Source organism: Pseudoalteromonas sp. PPB1, assembly GCF_015356275.1.
GTDB lineage: Bacteria > Pseudomonadota > Gammaproteobacteria > Enterobacterales > Alteromonadaceae > Pseudoalteromonas > Pseudoalteromonas rubra_D.
Window position 1 is genome coordinate 295133 of the sequence record NZ_JACEQV010000004.1, and the last position, 19814, is coordinate 314946.

Sequence of the window (19814 nt, forward strand, 5' to 3'; positions counted from 1 at the left end):
GAAAGCGCGTTGCCAGAAGTTGTGCAACGCGCTTTGCGACCAATGTTTACCATCTATAGGTGTAGTTAAGTTTCACGGCGGTTTCAGAAAATACGGCCTTTTTATCGTGCCAGCCATCCTCTAAGTCATAGCCTTTGTTAATACTCAACTGATACAATTCATCTGGCGCTGGTTCATAGCGTAGTCGGCTAAAGAGTGAGAAGCTGTCTGACTGGGTATTATGCTGTAATAGTGAGTTCCAGGACCACTCGCTGTTAAAGGCTATATTCACTTTTAGCCGAGTATTGTACATGTTGCTCTTCTCGCCAGCCCGTTCGTAGTAGTACATATGACGGCCAAGTTGCACATATAAGTGTTTATTGGGGCGCGCGTTGAGTGTCATGCTATAGCGTGTCAGATCCGCATCAAAAAAGTCGCCTTTGACAATTCGGCCACTGGCAAAGATAGGCCGATCGCTGGCTGTTTCATAAAACACCGTCCATTGATTGTAATCATACTCACCCTCAGCAAACTGAATGTTGTCACGAAACTTGAACGGGTCTTTGAGCACTTTGTTGTACATATCGTAGCTGATGTGAAAATAGTCATGAGATTTGGTTTGTATTATCAAAGGCTGTAAGAACAACTGCTGACCTTTCTTTTCGCCATCAGTATTTTCCCAGCGTTTATAATAGGTTCTGAACTGATAAAGGTTGAGGTTGTCACCCAGCCAGCCTGTTTGTGGGCGTACTCGGTAGTGACTGGTAAGGTGATAGTATTTCAGGTCTGTGCGATTCACAAACCCCATTGCCGGGTTAAAGTCCTTGCCGATATAGCGATACTTGGTGTCCAGATAAAATCGGTCATTCGGCATTTTGAACGCCAAGCCATACGCTTTACTGTCACTGTCACTGTCACTGTCACTGTCAGACAGGTTATCTGGCAGGTCGATAGACTGGTAAAAGGCGTTGGCAATCAATTGCTCTTCACCAAATACAATATCGTCAAAGCGGTAATCTATCCCACTGAGTGTTTGACTGGCACTGTCATCGGCAGTGCCATGGGTGAAGATTGCACCCAATTGATGGCGCTCGCCAATGTGTTGTTTGGCTCTGGCGACACTGAGTTGAGTGGTTTCAGCTATGTTTCCGTCGCGTTCCTGGTTGACGCTCAATACACCCAGATCGGTATTGCCAATTCGGCCTGTGAGTTTCGTGCCCCAGTTAACATCCAGCACGCCCGACTGTGGGCCCTGACCAATACGGCGCGAATAAAATGGCATGCCGTTAAAATCATTATCGTCCATTCCACCAAAACGAAATATCTGACTGTCCTGTAAAAAGAAGTCGCGCTTTTCACTGTAGTACTGACCAAAGCGGGTCATGTTCATTTCTATTTCGTCGACATCTGTGCCGGAAAAGTCGGTATTGAGCGTCAACTGACCGGTCAGGCTGGGGGTAAACCGGTAAGTGGCATCCAGCGAAGGCTCAAAGCTGCTCTCCTCCAGTGAGTCTTTGTATGCCAGGCCGGGTTTCACTTCAATGCCTTTGCCCTGATTTAACTCGCGTAGTCCGGAAATTGGCGCGGTTTGTGATGCATGCCAGCCTGATGAGTTGGGGTTATTAAGGTTCCAGTATGATTGCACATAGGGACTGGAGAGTTTATGGCGCAATTGTAACCCCCAGTTTGCGGCGTCCGGGTCGAAGGACAATGACTGCATGGGAATGGCAATTTCTACCGTCCAGCCATCGTCCTGTTGTTGGGTTTTGGCGTACCACAGTGTTTTCCATTCTGCGATATATTCAGTGCCATTTACCAGGCCATCTTCTCTTACGCCCGAAGGGGTAACGTGAAACAAGTAGCCATCGGATTTATCATGGTTAGTATCAAGGATCAGGCCAAAATAGTCTTCGTTCCAGACTCGTTCCCCCTGGGTGAGAACTCTGTCCGTGATCGTGTCGAAGGGCTGCGTAATTTTAGCGGCAACATAAAAGAAGTGTTCATCATAAGCAACATACGCCGTGATCGGGTATCTTGGGGTGCCACCCACTGTGGGTCGGAATTCAACAAAATCTGTGATCACTCGTGCATTTTGCCATTCTGTGGGAGTCAGTTCACCGTCTATATCAGGTGCCACACTGAGACGTGGGATTGTGGTGTCGTTTTGCGTAAATTGCTGCCAGGGACGAATGGTCTCCGGTGATTGTTGTGCGTTACCGCAAGCTGCGTATAGAGAGCAAAGGGCTAAGCTTAGTGCGTTCAACTTGTTCATTGTTTTATCCGTTTCGTAAAAAGCTGGCTCCATTGTTGTTGAGGCGAAAACAAAAAGCGTGAGAAAGGCGCGAAATAAGGTGACAAAGTGAGGAAATTGTGTGACAAATACCTGCCTAACGTTATGAATTAAATGGTTTTAAATTTTAAGTATGTAAAAAGGACAACTTATGCACTATCCAGCCCCTCTTATCTCAGGAAGTACCATTGCGGTTACCGCATTTTCCAGCGGCGTTGCGGCACCTTTGCATCCCCGACTTGACCTTGTCTTGGGTGATCTGGCGCTGCGTGGCTTCAAGGTACTCGAAGGGTGCTGCTTACGTGAGGATAAGTTACATGTGAGCGCATCGGTGGACAGGCGCGTGGATGAGCTGATGCGGTTTTTACTGGACGACCAGGTGGATGCAATTATGGCGCCCTGGGGTGGAGAGATTGCGATGGATCTCTTGCCCTTGCTGGACTGGCAGGCTCTGAAGCAGGCACGACCAAAGTGGTTGATGGGGTTTTCAGATATCAGCACCGTACTCAGCGCGTTTTCCAGCAAACTGGGCTGGGCAACCTGTCATTGTACTAACCTGATGCAGTTGTCTTTGGCACAAACCGATGCACTGACGGCCGATACTTTCACCCATTTAAAAACGCCAACGGGTAAGGCGTTCACGCAGTACAGCGCGCCTTTCTATGAACAAGGTTATAACAATTATGCGCAAGACAGTCAGGCTGTTTTTAATCTGACCGAGCCAAATCGCTGGGAAGTATTGAATGGCGATGTGCATCATAACAAGCCTGTATCGTTTCAGGGACGCCTGATAGGAGGCTGTCTGGACACACATATGTTGATGTTTGGCTCAGAGTACTTTGATCCTCAGGCGCTGCTTGACAGACATCCGCAAGATAAACTGATCTTTTATTTTGAAAATGCGGAACAGTCTCCGACTGCTTACTATCGCGCTTTGCAGAGTCTGAGGTTACGTGGGGCGTTCGAGAATGCAGCCGGTATTCTCATTGGTCGTAACGCGGTATCTGGCAATGCCGGTAAGGCATTTGATGGGGATACTGCGGTGAAAATGGCGCTAGGTGATCTGGCGGTACCTGTTATTACAGGTGTTGATGTCTCCCATATTGCGCCTAATATGGTGCTGATCAATGGGGCACTGGCAGAGGTACGCCAGGGTGATGAACACTGGACTCTGATGCAGCATCTGCGTTAAGTATTGAGTATTAGTTTGGGACGAGTGTGGCTCGTCCCGAAAATCTGTTACTGGTCGAAAATACTGCGGTTTTCGGTAAAAGGTCCTTCATTTCATTCATATTTTAGTTTTATGGTGCCCACGCTGATTTATTGTTTCAGGAACAAAAGGGCATTATGATCAAACATGCGTTACCGGTAGTACTCCTCTTTATTACGCTGATTTCTACACAGGCCTCGGCAAAAGAGCAGAGCTCTGAACAAAGTGTGGTGATGATTTCACTGGATGGGTTCCGCTGGGATTACATTGAAAAACACAAAGCAAAGAACCTTGCGGCCATTGCTGCACAAGGCGTCAGAGCCGAGTATCTTGAGCCTGTGTATCCGACCAAGACCTTCCCCAACCACCTTTCTATTATTACTGGCTTGCTGCCATCTAACCATGGCATTGTCGGCAATCATTTTTGCGATAAAAATCGTAACCAGTGTTATAAAATGGGCTATGGTCAGGATGACAGTTCCTGGCTAAAAGGGATCCCGCTTTGGAACCTGGCTGAAATGCAAGGGCTAAAAGCTGCTACCTATTTCTGGCCTGAATCAGATGCCCGCATCAATGGCATGACGCCCAGTTACTTTTACCATTACTCACAGCACAGTGATTACCAGCAGCGTATTGATCAGATAGTGCAATGGCTTAAGTTGCCAGCGCAGAAACGCCCACGCTTTGTTGCAGGTTATTTCTCGCTGGTGGATACCATGGGACATGATTTTGGCCCGGATGCGCAACAAACTTATCAGGCTGTCCAGAAGGTTGATAAGCTGGTTGGCCAGCTTGCAAGGCGCATTCAGCGCGAGGTTGAACAAGATGTAAACCTGATCATTGTATCGGATCATGGTATGGCACAGCTGGATCCGGACATGAGTTTGCAACTGTCGGATTTAGGTGTAGAACTGAGTGACTTTATCGTTAAAAACAGTGGCACTCAGGTGTGGTTATATAAAAAGCCCGAAGCCAGTGTAAACCTGGATGAGGTACGCGCTCAGCTGATGCGCAATGCTCGCGGTCGTTATGACATTATCACTGAAGAGACACTCACGAGCCGTGGTGTGACAATCAATGCAACGACTGCCGATATTGTGGTTGAAACTCAGGCACCGCGCTATTTTGCTTATGACGAAAAAGATAAACACTATGGTACTCATGGTTTTGCCATCACCGAGGATATGCACGCAACCTTTGTTGCTGTGGGCCCCGCGTTCAAGCAGGGTACAAAGGTAGGCCCGGTGAAAAACCTTGATATCTATCCTGTCGTGGCGCAGATCCTGGGTCTTGAATTATTGTCTGATATTGACGGCACGGGCGCATCTCTATTACCTGCTCTACGTCATTAATAAATAACAACAGAGGTGTCTCAGGTGGCGTATTTTTTGCCCTGATGTCACCTCTATGGTGAATTTGAACCTAGTTGGCCTTGCCTGGCTATCTTTATTCCTGAGTTACTAACAAGATAACCACATTTTCTGTGGGTAAGTTAGTCAATGTTAGCTAAATCAAAAGGATAATAGCCTTCAGTTAGTGTGTTCAGGTCGCTTCTTGGCGCCAGTCTTATCTCGCCTGAAGGAGATACGGAGATCACTTGCTGTTCAGTCATCAGGTCTATTACGGCTTGAAGGGTCACATTGTCTGTTTTGATCCCCTGGAGTCTGAGCGCCGATACGGGCAAAGGAGCTGGATGGCAGCTTAACAGGTCTGCGAGGATTAAGCGGTACAAAAGCTTTTCTGCGCGAGTCATAGCGAATAGCCCATCAATATCATAACACAGCTATGTTAGTTCATACTGTCAGGTTCTACCATCTGGATTGTATGAAAAAGAGCCAGAACCTGGCTCATGGTCTGATAATACATGACATAATTGGATAATGTCGTTGTACATATTGCTTGTGCGATGTGGCAGTAAGATGCGTAAACCGTGACAGTTAAAAGTCGTTATAAGGCAAGCTCTACGCTGAGTGTTGATTGAAACGCATGTACAGTGCTGGTTAAGTGCAGCGGATATGAAAATGGCCACCCCAGGGTAGCCATTTTTTCTTGCTGATTGTCAGCAGTTAAAGCGACAGATTATTTAAAATTTCATCGTCTACGCCATTTGGCAGTGTCACTTTAAGCTTAGGCGTGCGCGCCATTTCGCGTTTAATGGCAAAGTTGGCTTCTTCGTTACGAGCCCAGCTACGACGTGCAATACCATTGTTCACATCGAACAGTAGCATAGACTTAAGGCGACGCTCAGCATCGCTGCTGCCGTCCAGCACCATGCCAAACCCACCGTTGATCACTTCACCCCAGCCTACGCCACCGCCGTTGTGGATAGAGACCCAGGTCGCACCACGGAAACTGTCACCAATGACATTGTGAATGGCCATGTCTGCTGTGAAGCGACTTCCGTCATAAATGTTTGAGGTTTCGCGGAACGGTGAATCAGTACCACTCACATCGTGGTGGTCACGACCCAATACAACCGGACCAATTTCGCCGCGCTCGATGGCATCGTTAAAGGCTTTGGCAATTTCCATACGACCTTGTGCGTCAGCGTACAGAATACGCGCTTGAGAGCCAACAACCAGTTTGTTTTGCTTAGCATCTTGGATCCAGGTGATGTTGTCCTGCATCTGCTGTTGGATCTCTTCAGGCGATTCCGCCATGATCTTGTTCAGCACTTCAGCTGCGATGGCATCGGTTTTATCAAGATCTGCTGGATTGCCAGAGGCACAAACCCAACGGAATGGGCCAAAGCCGTAGTCAAAGCACATCGGGCCCAGAATATCCTGCACGTATGATGGATATTTGAAGTCGATGCCGTTTTCGGCCATCACATCGCCACCGGCACGAGATGATTCGAGTAAGAAGGCATTGCCGTAGTCAAAGAAATACGTACCACGAGCAGTATGCTTGTTTACCGCATCAGCATGACGCTTAAGCGTTGCCTGTACTTTTTCTTTGAATACTTCAGGCTCTTCGCGGATCAGTCTGTTTGACTCTTCAAAGCTGATGTCTGCCGGGTAATAGCCACCTGACCAGGGGTTATGCAGCGACGTCTGATCTGAACCCAGGTGAATGAAAATATCCTGCTCATAGAAGGTTTCCCAGACATCGACAATGTTGCCGATGTAGGCAATTGACACCACTTCTTCGTTTGCCTGTGCTGTTTTAACACGGGCAACCAGCTCATCCATGTTGTCGATGAGTTCATCTACCCAGCCTTGCTGGTGACGTTTAGTCGCAGCAGCCGGGTTCACTTCGGCACATACTGTAATACAGTTTGCAATGTTACCCGCTTTTGGCTGTGCGCCACTCATGCCGCCAAGACCGGCTGTCAGGAAGATCTTACCTTTCGGGCTGTCGCCTTTTTCAAGGACTTTACGGAACGCGTTCATCACCGTGATGGTGGTGCCATGAACAATACCCTGTGGGCCAATGTACATGAATGAACCTGCCGTCATCTGGCCATACTGAGTGACACCCAGTGCATTGAACTTTTCCCAGTCATCAGGCTTTGAATAGTTCGGGATCATCATACCATTGGTAACGACCACGCGTGGTGCGTCTTCGCTTGACGGGAACAAGCCCATAGGGTGACCAGAGTAAATGTGCAGTGTCTGGTCGCTTTCCATCTCGCTCAGGTATTTCATGGCTAGCAGGTATTGAGCCCAGTTTTGGAATACCGCGCCGTTACCACCGTATGTGATCAGCTCTTCCGGGTGCTGAGCAACTGCCGGGTCCAGGTTATTGTCGATCATCAGCATGATGGCAGCGGCTTGCTGACACTTGGCCGGGTAATCGCTTACCGAGCGCGCTTTAAGATCATAGTTTGGCTTAAAGCGGTACATGTAGATACGGCCAAAGCTTTTCAGTTCTTCGGCAAACTCAGCCGCCAGTTCCTGATGCCACTCTTTCGGGAAGTAGCGTAGCGCATTGCGCAGCGCCAGTTGCTTTTCGTCGGCTGATAAAATGTCTTTACGCTTCGGGGCGCGGTTGGCGTCAGCCGGGTAAGGCTTAGGCGCAGGTAACTCGCTGGGGATCCCTTGCTTAATTTGGTCCTGAAAACTCAGTGTGGTGGTCATTGTTATTTTCCCCTTAGTTAACCGTAAATGCTTGTGACTTAACCAATGTTACCATGTGATCAATGTCTGGCTTAAGCAGTCTGTCTTCTTCAAGTTTGGCGACTTTGCTGCGGATCAACGCAAAGTTTTCTTCGATCAGGTCTGAGCAGGTGTTAGGGCGTCTGAACTCAATGGCCTGGGCTGCATACATTAGCTCAATGGCAAAGATTTTATCCAGGTTACCCAGGATCTGGTTCAGTTTACGACCTGAAATACTACCCATAGATACGTGGTCTTCCTGGCCCATAGAGGTCGGTACACTGTCTGCCGATGGTGGGAAGCACAGTGATTTGTTCTCGGTAACCAGGGCTGCGGTGGTGTACTGCGGGATCATCATGCCCGAGTTGAGGCCGCCAGAGGTTGTTAATAAGCGCGGCAGACCGTGCAAGCCTTCAAGTAGCAAATAACAACGACGATCTGAAATGTTGCCCAGTTCCGCAGCGGCGATTGATGCGTAATCCAGTACCATGGCCAGAGGTTGACCATGGAAGCTACCACCTGAGATAGCTTCTTCGCTGCTGATCACAATGGGGTTGTCCGTGACTGAGTTCATTTCAATTTCAGCCAGCTCTTTCAGGTGGTTGTAGGCGTTACGAGACGCACCATGGACCTGTGGAATACAGCGCAGTGAGTACGGGTCTTGTACGCGGTCACATTCTTCGTGGTCAGCCATATTTTGAGAATCTTTAAAGAAACGGCGCATGCGCTTGGCGACTTCCAGGTTACCGGCGAAAGCACGGATTTGGTGCAGCTCTTCACGAAATGGTGACTGGCTGCCCTGCATGCCTTCAATACTCATGGCTCCGGCCAGATCCGCCAGGTCCAGCAGGTAGCGCATTTTCGTAAGCGCGGTAATGGCGTGAGACAGGATAAACTGAGTACCATTGATCAGGGCCAGACCTTCTTTCGCGTGCAGCTCCATTGGTTCAAGGCCGTGTTCTTTTAGCGCTTCGGCAGCCGGTACGATTTTGTCTCCCTGCCAGAATTCACCTTCGCCCAGTAAAGGCAGGAATAAGTGAGACAGAGGCGCGAGGTCGCCTGATGCGCCTACGGAGCCTTGCTCTGGTACGACTGGGATCAGATCCAGCTCAATGAACTTTAGCATCCGCTCAACGGTTTCCAGGCGGATACCTGAGAAACCCTGACTCAGCGCATGGACCTTGGTGATCAGCATGAGTTTAGAGATAGGTTTAGCAATTGGCTCGCCAACCCCAACGGCATGGGTGATAAGCAGGTTTTTTTGCAGCAGATTGGTCTCTTCTGGTGAGATTTGCGTGTCACACAGTGGGCCAAAGCCTGTGTTAATACCGTACACAGCCTCGTCGGATGCGGCCATCACGTCAACATTGCTACGGCTGGTGTTGATTTTATCCAGCGCTTCCTGACACAGCTCGGCTTTAATGCTGCCATCGGCAATGCCGTTGACTGTGTCCAGGTCCAGACGATCGATACCATATCTAAACGTCATTTTATTCTCCTAAATATCATCTTGTTACATGCAGATGTTGTTTTTATCCCGCAATCCTAACTTGCTGTGGTAGTTTTATAAATGCATAATTATCGTAATTCATTCCGGTATTATCGAACTAAAAAGTATCGAACTCAATGAGGTGGGTATTTAATGCAGGTACAAGACGTTGATTTAAGGTTGCTGCGGATCTTTGTCGCCATTGTGGAATGCGGTGGCTTGTCGGCTGCGGAGTCGCGTCTGAACATCGGCCGTTCAACCATTAGTTCGCACCTGTCGGACCTGGAAGTTCGTTTGGGTCTGAAACTATGCAAACGCGGGCGCAGCGGTTTTGAGCTGACCGAGCCGGGCAGGGTGACCTATCAGGCATCTTTAGAGCTATTGCAGCAATGCGAAGCGTTTGCCAGCACAGTGGCCAGCTCTAAAAACGAACTCTCAGGGCGGGTAACCATTGCCACCATAGATACTATGGTCAGCGATCCCCGTTGCGGCGTGGCACGGGCCATTTCGGCACTTAAAGCGCGTGGGGGCAATATTCAGTTTGATATCCATGTATGTGAAGCTCGCGAAGTCGAAACATCGGTGGTGAACGGCCGCTCTTTGGTGGGGCTGGGCGTAAGTCGCCATCAGCTGCGTGGCTTGGATTATTACCCGCTGCACAATGAGTACAACTATTTATATTGTGCGCAGGGGCATCCCTTGTTTCATTTGGTGGAAAGTGATTTGGTGGAAAATGACCAGAGTAAATCCGGGAGGAATAACGCCGAGTTGGAAGCATTACTTGCCGAGGCTGAGGTGATCACCAGTAACTACCTACGCGATAAAGAGGTGCGTAATGATGGCCTCAACTATCAAAACAGCGCCATTGCCTATCATGACGAAGGCATTGCCCATTTAATTCTCTCCGGCGAGTTTATCGGTTACCTGCCCGAGCACTACGCCAGCTACTGGGTTGATAAAGGCATGTTCAGAGCCATACAGCCAGAAAAATATGCCTATCAGATCCCGGTGATGCTGATCACGTCAAAAAGCAATACAGCTTCGCCCTTAGCCGAGGCGTTAATCGAAGAAATAAAGCGGGTGCATGCAAATTAGCATGCTGCATAAAAAATAATGCCAGTCAGTTTTGCTGACTGGCATCTGATTATTGAATGTTTTAGTTTGATTTAAGATGCGCGGGAAGCCTGAGTACCACCCTCTCTTGCGGACAGGATCATCATGGTCAGCAATGCGCCACAACACAGTGCATACCCAATATAGATCAGTCCTTCGAAATTGTCATAGATTAAGGTCCAGGATTTCATTTCAAAATAAGACCAGGCGATATTTTCCAGCAGTCCCAGCAGATTAACCAAAGACATATATAGGAAAATCCAATGGAAAATACCATCAAAGTGGGTTAATTCTATTCGCTTTGAGCTAGAGAGTAAGCGTGAAACTTGTACTCTAAAAATTAGGATTATGAACATTAGTAAACAAAGCAAGAATTGGAAGCCATAAACAATAGTTCCTTGCTGAAGTTTGCTTTCAGCTGGTGTGACTATATCAATTATGCCAGACTCGAAAATTACATAATTGGCGGTTGTAATGGTCAAGATAAAACCTGAAATGTGGGTTATATTTATTTCCCGCTTAAAGGCACCATAGCTTGTACACAGTAATAACAAGGTTATGTACAATGTATTGGCCATGCTAACGTCCCATATATGAATATATAAAGAAGCCAGCGAAGCTATGCTGAGCAAAATTAAGTGCGAAAGTTTCATATCTTAACCTTGTGAATTCTTTTTTGGGGGAATTGGCTTATCACCAACTTCATATTTTGCTACTCTTGGCGGTTTATATCCAAAACTGCCAGATATTAAGCTGCATGTACTTTTGGAAAGCTCATGTACATTTTTAGTTTTTGGTGAAGGCATCTGGGTAATTTTTGTTGCAATAGCTCGGGGTGGCTTGATAGCTGTGCCGCCTGATACTCGTGAGCTTTCATATTCTGCAAGCTTATAATTTTTGAATTTGCTAGACCTAGAGTAAGGTTCAATCTCTGGAGACGTGGGGTCTACCGGTTTCCAAGGGCCACTGCCAGAAACAAGTGTACTGGCGTTCTTAGTCAGGATTTGCTCATCTACATTAGTTTCTATTTTAACGTCAGAAGCGCCTGCGACGCACGGCTCATCATGTAGATAAGGTCCGCAGCCCGTGACCAACAGTCCTTGCCCACCAGATAAACTCTTATCATTACTCAGGTCACGACTCATTTTCCGGTCAGTTAGTTTTACCAGAGAAGCCAATTTAGTTAGAAGTGTGAGTGGGCGTATCTTTTTCATTTTTCGTCATCCTGTAACTTTGACGCATCGTGACGGTTTAAACTGTCACTAATTTGCCTGATTTCATTGAGTAAAGAGCGTGTATCTATTTTGCACAGCATCAGCCAGCGAAACAGCTGCCTGGATTTGATGTCACTGACACCCTGCTCATAGTTACTGATTGTCTTACGGTCGCACTCTAACTTTTTGGCCATCAGCTCCTGGGATATGCCGGCGTTTTTCCTCATTGCCTTTAAATCATCGCCATCAATCACGTCCTTTTTTCCTTTTTTATTGTAATGCGGAGACTTTTCCACATTCGAACGAACATAATCTTAACAAGAAGGTCGCAATGTTAATACAAAAAGGGAACATGTCAAACTGACGCAAGTTAGAGATATCAAGTTATCTCGTTGCAATAGCAACACTAACAGCCGTGCGGGACTGTGAGTTACACGATATTTCTTAACGTTAAAAAGGTCAACAGGGTGTTTACATTAGTTGCGATTTTTCTGACAGTTGAAACCAAGGATACATCTGAAATGGTATTCTTCAGGTGTACTCTTTTAATAAATCAGGTCAGCACTTGGGCAAGCTGACCCTAAAGCGTATAAAAGGATTCGGCGATGAAAAATGATGTGTTTGCCAGAAAACAGCGGATTGATAAATTGATGGGACGATTGCAATGTAACCTGCGACAATTAAGGTATAAAAATAAGCTCTCACAGGCACAGCTGGCTGCCAAACTGAATGTTGACCAATCCACCATCAGCAATTTTGAATCGGGCCGCTCTGTCATGACTATAGAGCAGGTATACGAGCTATATCTGATGTTTGGAGAAGATTTTTCCTGTCCGGATATGCTGTTCGCACAAGCCAAACCGGCAGAAAAAAATGAGGCGGAGTGGCTTCAGGATTAGAGGTGATACCAGAGCTCCTCTTTAAGCGAGTCATCTCAGCCTTGCTTTTATATGCCTTATATTGGGTGTGTTAAGTATTGGGCTATGTAAACGTCAACGATGTGCGCGATATTACCCGGTGTTCACACTTTGCCTTGCTTCTGGCCTGGTATTCTTACTGCGCGCTCGCCAAAGCTGATCAAGTTTAGCCGGAAGTGCGAGCAAGGCTACAAAGCTGGCGCATACCAACAGATCCCAGTACCAATGTGCAGTGGTGTATTCATGGCTCCATGGCAACAGGAAGTAAATGACTACGCAGTGAAAGGCGAATACGGGCAGGGCGTGCTGCCCGATAAATACCGGGTATCTTAGTGTAAAGAGCCAGGAAAAACGACGCATTAAGTGCATTATCAGATAGACGCTCAACAGTAGATTAAACTGATAGAGCAAGGAGGCGCTGCCGTGGCCACCATAATAGGGCCGCATTAATTGTGGATAGCCATGCTTCAGCAGTAAAAAAAAGCCTATACCGCTCAACAGCAACACCCGTACTGCAGGTGTAAACGTAAAGGTGTGGCCTTTATCAAACTTCAGATAGCTCAGCACAACCCCCATAAAAAAGTAAATCTGCCAGGCGAAAGGATCAAAGTGACTGACGTTTAGCTTGATATCGCTAAACACCAGGCTAAATGGTGTCGTTAAAAATTCTGCCGTGACGAACTGGGCCAGCAACCAGACCAACAAGGAAGCCGTCACGACATACATCAGTTTACCTCGCTTTAGGGCCTCAATCGTAAAAGGCAGAAATATCATGGGCACCAGATAGAGGATCAGGATATCGTGAAAGCCCGGGTGTTCGAGCAGTAACATGGCGGATAAGGCGCTGTGTATTGGATTACTAAACCAGTTAGCTGCATTAAAAAAACCGACCAGTGCGTGACATACAAAGGAAATAAGAGGACCAGTGAAAAGCAAATCAGGATAGCACTCAAATGAAATCCATAAATCACCAGACAACGCCGCCACACTTTACGTCGCAACTCGGTGCGATTGTTTGCCAGCCGACCATACACCAGATAAGCAACAAACCCGGATAAAAACACAAACCCCTCGGCCGCCGAGACAAATCCCAGCGGAGTGCGGGTAAATTGCGTGACAAAACTGCCAAACAAGTGGTTGCAGGCAATGATGATAAGCAACCAGCCTCTCAGGCCATCATAGGTTAAATCTCGGCTCATGTTCTCTCCTTAAACCTCAATGACGCCATAGGTAAATGGGGAGCTTAATTTGCCGATTTACAGGTTGGATATCATTGGCTAGCGATATATTTATTTTTAGGTACAAAACTTATCGTATGGGCCAGCAAAGCACAATTGAGATTCTTTAATATGCCTGCCAGTATTGGGTGAAAATGCGTTGCTATGCTGCAAACATAATCTCGATACACAATTTGAGAACCTATGTTTTACATTGCAGTGATTTGCCTGGGTAGGCATGATCTCCAATTCAAAGAATAGCTATTTGAGGTGTCCTCAATAGCCTATACCAATTTCACTTAATACCTGTTTAATTTGAAGGAGCAAATATGACGCTAACGGTGTTAGAAATTTCTCATTTAGAACCTAATACCTTAGCCATAGGCTCACAAATTTTTGCCGTGCCTACATATATGTAGGTGCCTCAGCGAGAGCGGTGTTATCGACGATATTTTCTCGCCTTAAAATGGAACACTTAATTAAGCAATTTGGTATTAGGTTTACTGCATTGAGCCGAAAATGGAAAGTATGTATGCAATATAGTGTTGCTCGTCACTGAGTGGCTATTTATTGGATTGGTGGATGGTAATTAGCCTGTTTTTCCAACAGCCAGGGCAACAGTCGTAAGCCAGTCTTGGTTATCAATAAATGATTTAGTGGATTATAGGCGTGGAAGCACTTCAAAGCAGGGAAGCCACAAAGTGTAGCTCCCGTTGTTGTTGATTAGTTTTTACATGGCTTTGTTGTTAGTTCGTAGTTTTCATTTTCTGTTTTTACGTACTCGCCATTTTCCTGCTTGATATCGTAAAGTGTGATTGTACATTGTTTTTTGCCATCTATTTTGTCCACATAATATTGTGCTTCATAGTTATGGCCAGCAAGTGGCGTAAAGCTGACTTCTTTCACACAGTATCTGTAGCCATCGATACGTGTATTTGCACCAGTAACCCAGACACCCGCAAAATAAAATGAAATAGGTACATTTGCTTCAACTTTTAACTCGGTTTGTTGCTTTTCGTGAACCTCTGAGCGGTACATTGGCATGCCAATCACACGGCCAGCCTGGCGGTCTGCTAGTAAGTTGGCCTTTACTCCCAGAATGGCTATCTCCCCACCATAGATAAAGTTGTGATTAATACACCCCTCCGTTTCATCAATCCATACCGACACGTTGCCGCTATCAAGAGAAACTACGCGAAGTGATGCGGTTTCTTTGTCTGGGGCAACCGTATATCCGACTGTTGTGCAGCCTGATAATGCTGCAGCAATTAGCATACTGGCCGCTATTTTTCTTTTCATTTGTTTATTCCTGTAGCTTTAAAGGGACGTTCATCGAGTGAATAATTTTTGTTAACGGAGCCTGCGAAGTATATATTAATTATTGCAATTAAGCATAGATATCCAGTACTGAGTTCTATCAGTGTGCTGCTACCCTTTTTGGCTAGTATCTTTGCTATCCTCAACGTTTTTTCTGCAGGTATTGGGTGAGTTGAGGAGGCTGATAGTTGTTGGTTGTAAGTCTGTAATGCCTTCCAGATCATCTATAGAGCCAATATCATAAGTCGCGCAGCTGAGATTTTTGATGCGATTAATATCGCAGACCGTACCGCCGGGTGAATAGAGGTAAGTCAGTGAGATCCAAGTGTGTAAATTAGAATCGCTCTAGCTCGAGGCGTGTACATCTGGTGTAGCGTGAGCCGTGAAGTTAGCGCGAAAACCACTAATAGATCTGGTCGCATTTCTTAGCTGAGCCGTTTTCACCGCAGCCAACATCGACTATATCCAGGTCTGAAAACATAGCAACAGAGAGTGTTTCGTCGCGTCGACTCCAGTATCGCAAGTAGCTCCTCACCAAAATGGTACCGAATTCAACACTATCGAATACTTGGTCTTTTTCTGAGTCACCGACGGACGTCAGGGAGATTATCTCAATAAGTACTTACGGAGCACTTTTAACACCCAGTCCCGATGCTTGAGTACAAAGCGGTTTTTAGGTAACCAGCTGCTAGAATACAGAACCGTTTTGGCTTTTGAAAAGGTTAAAAAGCCTTCGTAACCATGGTAATGGCCCATACCCGAGTGGCCTATGCCACCAAAGGGGGCATCGTCGGCAACTACGTGCATTGTGGTATCATTAATACTCACTCCGCCACTGTGGGTGTGGGTGATCAGGCGCTCAATCAGTGCTGAATTATTTGACATAATGTACAGTGCCAGCGGACGATGCCGTGCCGTGATGTAGGATATTACCTCATCCAATGTGTCGTAGGTCATAACAGGTAACAAGGAGCCGAAAATCTCTTCTTTTAAAACTGCCATGTCGTCAGAAAGGTTGGTCAGGAGATGAGGGTAAACGAGTTTGCCATCCCCCGGCTCTGGTTGTTTAACGGCGTGTACTACGGCCCCTTTGGCTTTAGCGTCATCCAGCAGTTGTAATAAGCGAGTATGTTGGCGCTGTGAAATGATATGACTTTGCTGATTCTTGTTAGCGCTTTGCAGGTGGTACTCGGTATAGCGGGCGATAAAAGTATCAATGAATGAATCGAGGCGTGAGGTGGGTACAAAAACGTAATCCGGGGCCACGCAGATCTGTCCGGAGTTTATTGACTTGCCCATAATCACCGCATCTACGGCGACTTTCATATCTATGTCCTGATCGATAATGGTTGGCGACTTTCCGCCAAGCTCGAGCGTGATCGGGGTCAGGTTGTCTGCGGCAGCTTTAGCGACCAGCTTGCCCACCGAGGTTGAACCGGTAAAGATCAGGTGATCGAATGGCAGGGCGGTAAAAGCAGCGCCAATGTCTGCGTCGCCTTCCACCAGGTGAACGTGATCGCTAATGTCGTCCAGTATAGTGCGCAGCACCTGATTTGCAGCGGGCGTAAACTCACTCATTTTGATCATTACACGGTTCCCTGCGGCCAGAGCTTGAACTGTGGGGCCCAGCGCAAGGTAAAATGGGAAGTTCCAGGGGGTGACAACACCCACCACGCCCAAAGGCTGATAATGCACTTTCACTTTGGAAGGAGCAAGCATGAGCCCGGCATGACGCTTTGCTGGTTGCATCCATTTTTTCAGATGTTTAATGGCATAATTAATGGTTGCTATGGTTGGCATTATGTCAGCAAAAAACGTATCGAACTCACTGCGATAGCCATAATCTTCGGATAAAGCCTGGTAAATCTGTTGTTCATGATTGACGAGTGCTCGTTTGAGCTTTTTGAGCACAGCAATGCGCTGCGCATAGTCGGGTGCCGGATCACGGCTGTAAGCCGACCGCATTGCCTGAAAGTTCATCTCCAGTAATGTGTGCTCAGATACTGTGCTCATATTCGTCATGGTTGTAGGCCTTGTTTTGGCGATTTTTGCAAAGTGATTTACATGATAATAACGCTGATACGAAGATGTGGGAATAAAAGTGCTAAAATGGGTCAAAATAAATCATTCCGGTTTTTAGGGTAACTGTATTTCTAAAGAGACAAGCCAGCTCGCGCTTTGGTGGGTTTAATATAGCGCTCACGAATTGGTGCTAGTTTATGTGTGACAGGCACGTCTGCAAACCATGCACTGAGGGAGGGAAAATGATTATAAATCGACTATTTACTAACGTTTGTACAACCAACCTGACTGAATCCCGTGATTTTTACACGTCGTTGTTCGCGTTTGATATCAGGTATGATAGTGATTGGTTTATTCATCTGGTATCACAGGAATCGGGCCTTGAACTCGGGATCATTTTAAAGTCTCACCCCATCGTGCCGGAGCAAGCACAACAAAGCTCGTCTGGCATGTACCTGACTTTTGTCGTGGACAAGGTTAACTCTATCTATGACAGAGCAAAAGTGCTTGGTTATGAGGTAGTTCAGACACCTGAGGCAACAGAGTATGGGCAAATGCGATTGTTACTTTTAGCTCCTGAAGGGACGCTCTGTGATATCTCATCGCCAATTGAAGCGTACTAGGTATGTCAACAAATAGGCCGATTTTGCCTGCTACCCTGAACGAAATGGTTAAACAGTGCGTATTGTAGGGGTGAATACAAATACAGGAGTAGAGTGTTGAACAACAAATCGCGACGAGTTCCATCCAGTCGCCTGAGCAGGCTGGCACACTTTGGCGGGCTGGCAGGAAAGGTGGCATCCAATGTCATGATTGCCGGTGCCAAACAAGCCTTGAGTGGACAAAAAGCAAGCCGTTCGGAATTATTACTCCAGCCAGGCAACATACAGGCCGTTGCTGACAAATTGTCCCACTTGCGCGGTGCGGCAATGAAGCTGGGTCAACTGCTATCTATGGACGCTGGTGAATTGTTACCTGCCGAGTTATCTGCGTTACTTGAGCGACTGAGAGCGGATGCCGCGCCTATGCCCCATAAACAATTGGTTGCGACGTTTGAAAAAGAACTCGGCCCTGATTGGTTGGATAAATTCAGCCATGTTGACTTGAACAGTTTTGCCCGTGCGTCAATAGGGCAGGTACACAAGGCGACCTCTGAGCAGGGTCAGGCACTGGCCATCAAAGTGCAGTATCCAGGTGTTGCCGACAGCATTCACAGTGATGTAGATAATGTTGTGAGCCTGATTAAACTGTCTGGTTTGTTGCCAAAAACCCTAAACATAGCGCCTCTCGTTGAAGAAGCTAAAATACAACTACTGGCTGAGACTGACTATCTGCAAGAAGCCAAGTCACTCGCAGCGTTTGCAAAGGCGCTGGCACATAATCCACACTTTAAAGTACCAAACAACTATCCCGCCCTGAGTACTCAGCATTTACTGACCATGGAGTTTGTTGAGGGGCAACCTCTGGAAGACATGGCATCTTTGCCGCAGAAAAGCCGGGATGAACTGGCTTTTCGCTTAATTGAGTTGTTTTTCACTGAGATGTTTGAGCTGGGTATGATCCAGACTGATCCGAATCTGGCAAATTATCAATACAATCCAGGCACAGGGCAGATTATTCTGCTCGATTTCGGTGCAACCAGAGCTATTTCGCCGGCACTGAGTCAGGGTTATAAAGCATTGCTTTTGGCTGGTGCTGAAGGCGACTTCCAGGCCTTAAAAGAGGCGGCCTGTGATATCGGATATTTTTCTCAGGATATAGACCCGAATTATCAACAAGCGGTGTTGTCATTGTTTGATCTGGCAATTTCGCCGTTGCGCGCCGAAGCGCCGTTTGATTTTGCCGCCAGTGGGCTCGCAAAGCAGATCAGTGAACAGGGCAGACAATTGAGTATGCAGTCAAGACAGTGGCACACGCCACCGGTGGATGCCCTGTTTATCCATAGGAAATTGGCTGGATTGTATCTGATTGCTGCCAGGCTGAAGGCTCGGGTTGATCTTCGACCTTTGCTGAGCGAGTTGAACCGCTAACTCAGTTAGGTTTATTGTTTGCAGTTTGTTTTTAATAAAGAAACAATTGAGTCTGCTGTATGGATATTTTATAGTGCGCACTTTTACAATAAAGAGAACTATTATGATCAAACGGATATTGGGAGCGACCCTGTTGGTGGCCTCTTTTGCTTCTTCGGCGGTAACAGATATTGGGCTTGGCACGCTGACAGGCGTTAAAGTATACGACTTTACCAGTAATAAAGAGATTCGATTGTATTTTGGCAATGATGTACAGTATGAGATGACGGGTTGTAACAAAACAGCAACCATAACGTATAGCAAACACAGCGCTGACAAAATAAACCACTTTTTGAGTATGGCATTAGCTGCGTATATGTCTGGTAAAAAAGTACGTCTGACATCTGCTTCAGATACCTGCGAAGTGAGCCTGATGTCACTTCAGGAAACGCGTTTCTAGTTTTTTGTTTAAAATGACAAGTGTGTAGTTTTTCGTAAATAGGAGTTTGACAGATGAAAATAATGAATATATGCGCTGCGGTTGCAGGTATGCTGGCGTTTTTGTCTCTGGGGGCTCAGGCTACAGTGACAAGTGGTGGCTATTATAAAATTGATAAGCTTTACACGTGGGCGGATTACACTGACAACGTTTTTTTAATCACATTAGAGTCGCAAAGTGCCTCTGCACAAGAGAATTGCCCGTTTGGGTACTGGCTGGACAAATCGTCCACGACCAATGGTAATATTTTCAGCGCTGCACTTTCGGCTTATCACGCAAATACAAAAGTACTTATTTATGCGGATGAAACCGCTGACTGGAGCGGATTGCGTTCTAAGGAGTGTAAAATAAAGTCCATTGTCAGCGAATAGATGGGATTCATAGCAGCATGGGTGCAAAACAAAGTGCTGTTACTATTTCACGTTCCTTTCACACCGATGA

The 19814-nt window shown here is 46.7% G+C and carries 17 protein-coding genes and 1 pseudogene; 8 read left to right on the plus strand and 10 right to left on the minus strand.

The genetic code is table 11. The features are described from left to right. Nucleotides 1-46: 46 nt before the first annotated feature. Nucleotides 47-2251 (minus strand): carbohydrate binding family 9 domain-containing protein, encoded by a 2205-nt coding sequence (locus tag IY568_RS06280; protein WP_194867081.1) that lies wholly within the window; start codon nt 2249-2251, stop codon nt 47-49. Nucleotides 2252-2420: 169 nt separating this feature from the next. On the opposite strand from IY568_RS06280, the gene IY568_RS06285 reads away from it, so the two are divergent. Further along, the gene (locus IY568_RS06285; protein ID WP_194867082.1) at nt 2421-3461 is read left to right on the plus strand and encodes a S66 family peptidase; all 1041 of its coding nucleotides are present in this window, start codon (nt 2421-2423) and stop codon (nt 3459-3461) included. A 155-nt stretch (nt 3462-3616) separates the two neighbouring features. Further along, nucleotides 3617-4831 carry an ectonucleotide pyrophosphatase/phosphodiesterase gene (locus tag IY568_RS06290; protein WP_194867083.1) on the plus strand — a complete coding sequence of 405 codons (1215 nt, stop codon included), beginning with the start codon at nt 3617-3619 and terminating at the stop codon, nt 4829-4831. Nucleotides 4832-4971: 140 nt separating this feature from the next. On the opposite strand, the gene IY568_RS06295 is transcribed toward IY568_RS06290, so the two are convergent. The 3 genes from IY568_RS06295 to hutH form a co-directional block, all read right to left on the minus strand. Beyond that, complete coding sequence (locus IY568_RS06295; RefSeq protein ID WP_125557515.1) at nt 4972-5232, minus strand: hypothetical protein; 261 nt, start codon at nt 5230-5232, stop codon at nt 4972-4974. Between the two features lie 313 nt (nt 5233-5545). Then, nucleotides 5546-7558 (minus strand): urocanate hydratase, encoded by a 2013-nt coding sequence (locus IY568_RS06300; protein ID WP_138539087.1) that lies wholly within the window; start codon nt 7556-7558, stop codon nt 5546-5548. A gap of 13 nt (nt 7559-7571) precedes the next feature. Then, entirely contained in the window at nt 7572-9065 is a 1494-nt protein-coding gene (hutH, locus tag IY568_RS06305; RefSeq protein WP_049863724.1) for a histidine ammonia-lyase, read from the minus strand. A 153-nt stretch (nt 9066-9218) separates the two neighbouring features. Between hutH and IY568_RS06310 the strand changes: the two genes are divergently transcribed. After that, on the plus strand, nt 9219-10160 hold the full coding sequence (locus IY568_RS06310; protein WP_194867084.1) for a LysR family transcriptional regulator: 942 nt from the start codon (nt 9219-9221) through the stop codon (nt 10158-10160). A 71-nt stretch (nt 10161-10231) separates the two neighbouring features. Here IY568_RS06310 and IY568_RS06315 read toward each other — a convergent pair whose 3' ends face one another. From IY568_RS06315 to IY568_RS06325, 3 genes are read right to left on the minus strand one after another with little or no spacing between them, the layout of a single operon-like run. Continuing rightward, nucleotides 10232-10831, minus strand: coding sequence for a hypothetical protein (locus IY568_RS06315; RefSeq protein ID WP_194867085.1), 600 nt, complete (start codon nt 10829-10831; stop codon nt 10232-10234). Nucleotides 10832-10834: 3 nt separating this feature from the next. After that, on the minus strand, nt 10835-11392 hold the full coding sequence (locus IY568_RS06320) for a hypothetical protein (RefSeq protein ID WP_194867086.1): 558 nt from the start codon (nt 11390-11392) through the stop codon (nt 10835-10837). Continuing rightward, nucleotides 11389-11688 (minus strand): helix-turn-helix transcriptional regulator, encoded by a 300-nt coding sequence (locus IY568_RS06325; protein WP_323744727.1) that lies wholly within the window; start codon nt 11686-11688, stop codon nt 11389-11391. Before IY568_RS06325 ends, IY568_RS06320 begins: the two co-directional genes overlap by 4 nt. A gap of 309 nt (nt 11689-11997) precedes the next feature. Here IY568_RS06325 and IY568_RS06330 point away from each other — a divergent pair, with 309 nt between their 5' ends. After that, nucleotides 11998-12291 carry a helix-turn-helix transcriptional regulator gene (locus IY568_RS06330; protein WP_194867088.1) on the plus strand — a complete coding sequence of 98 codons (294 nt, stop codon included), beginning with the start codon at nt 11998-12000 and terminating at the stop codon, nt 12289-12291. A 111-nt stretch (nt 12292-12402) separates the two neighbouring features. Here the strand turns inward: IY568_RS06330 and opgC are convergent. The 3 genes and pseudogenes from opgC to IY568_RS06350 all read right to left on the minus strand — a co-directional run bounded on the left by opgC (nt 12403) and on the right by IY568_RS06350 (nt 16889). Continuing rightward, nucleotides 12403-13508, minus strand: a pseudogene (gene opgC, locus IY568_RS06335) (OpgC domain-containing protein). 741 nt (nt 13509-14249) lie between these two features. Continuing rightward, entirely contained in the window at nt 14250-14825 is a 576-nt protein-coding gene (locus IY568_RS06345; protein ID WP_194867090.1) for a hypothetical protein, read from the minus strand. Nucleotides 14826-15449: 624 nt separating this feature from the next. Continuing rightward, a complete protein-coding gene (locus tag IY568_RS06350; protein WP_416365156.1) occupies nt 15450-16889 on the minus strand; it encodes a coniferyl aldehyde dehydrogenase in 1440 nt (479 codons plus the stop codon). A gap of 218 nt (nt 16890-17107) precedes the next feature. Between IY568_RS06350 and IY568_RS06355 the strand changes: the two genes are divergently transcribed. From IY568_RS06355 to IY568_RS06370, 4 genes are all read left to right on the plus strand, one after another. Continuing rightward, nucleotides 17108-17488, plus strand: coding sequence for a VOC family protein (locus tag IY568_RS06355; RefSeq protein ID WP_125557498.1), 381 nt, complete (start codon nt 17108-17110; stop codon nt 17486-17488). Nucleotides 17489-17674: 186 nt separating this feature from the next. After that, nucleotides 17675-18895: an ABC1 kinase family protein gene (locus IY568_RS06360; protein WP_228553165.1), complete on the plus strand. Its 1221-nt coding sequence runs from the start codon at nt 17675-17677 to the stop codon at nt 18893-18895. Between the two features lie 103 nt (nt 18896-18998). Then, nucleotides 18999-19334, plus strand: coding sequence for a hypothetical protein (locus IY568_RS06365; protein ID WP_194867094.1), 336 nt, complete (start codon nt 18999-19001; stop codon nt 19332-19334). A 53-nt stretch (nt 19335-19387) separates the two neighbouring features. After that, entirely contained in the window at nt 19388-19744 is a 357-nt protein-coding gene (locus IY568_RS06370) for a hypothetical protein (RefSeq protein WP_194867095.1), read from the plus strand. The last annotated feature ends 70 nt before the right edge of the window (nt 19745-19814 follow it).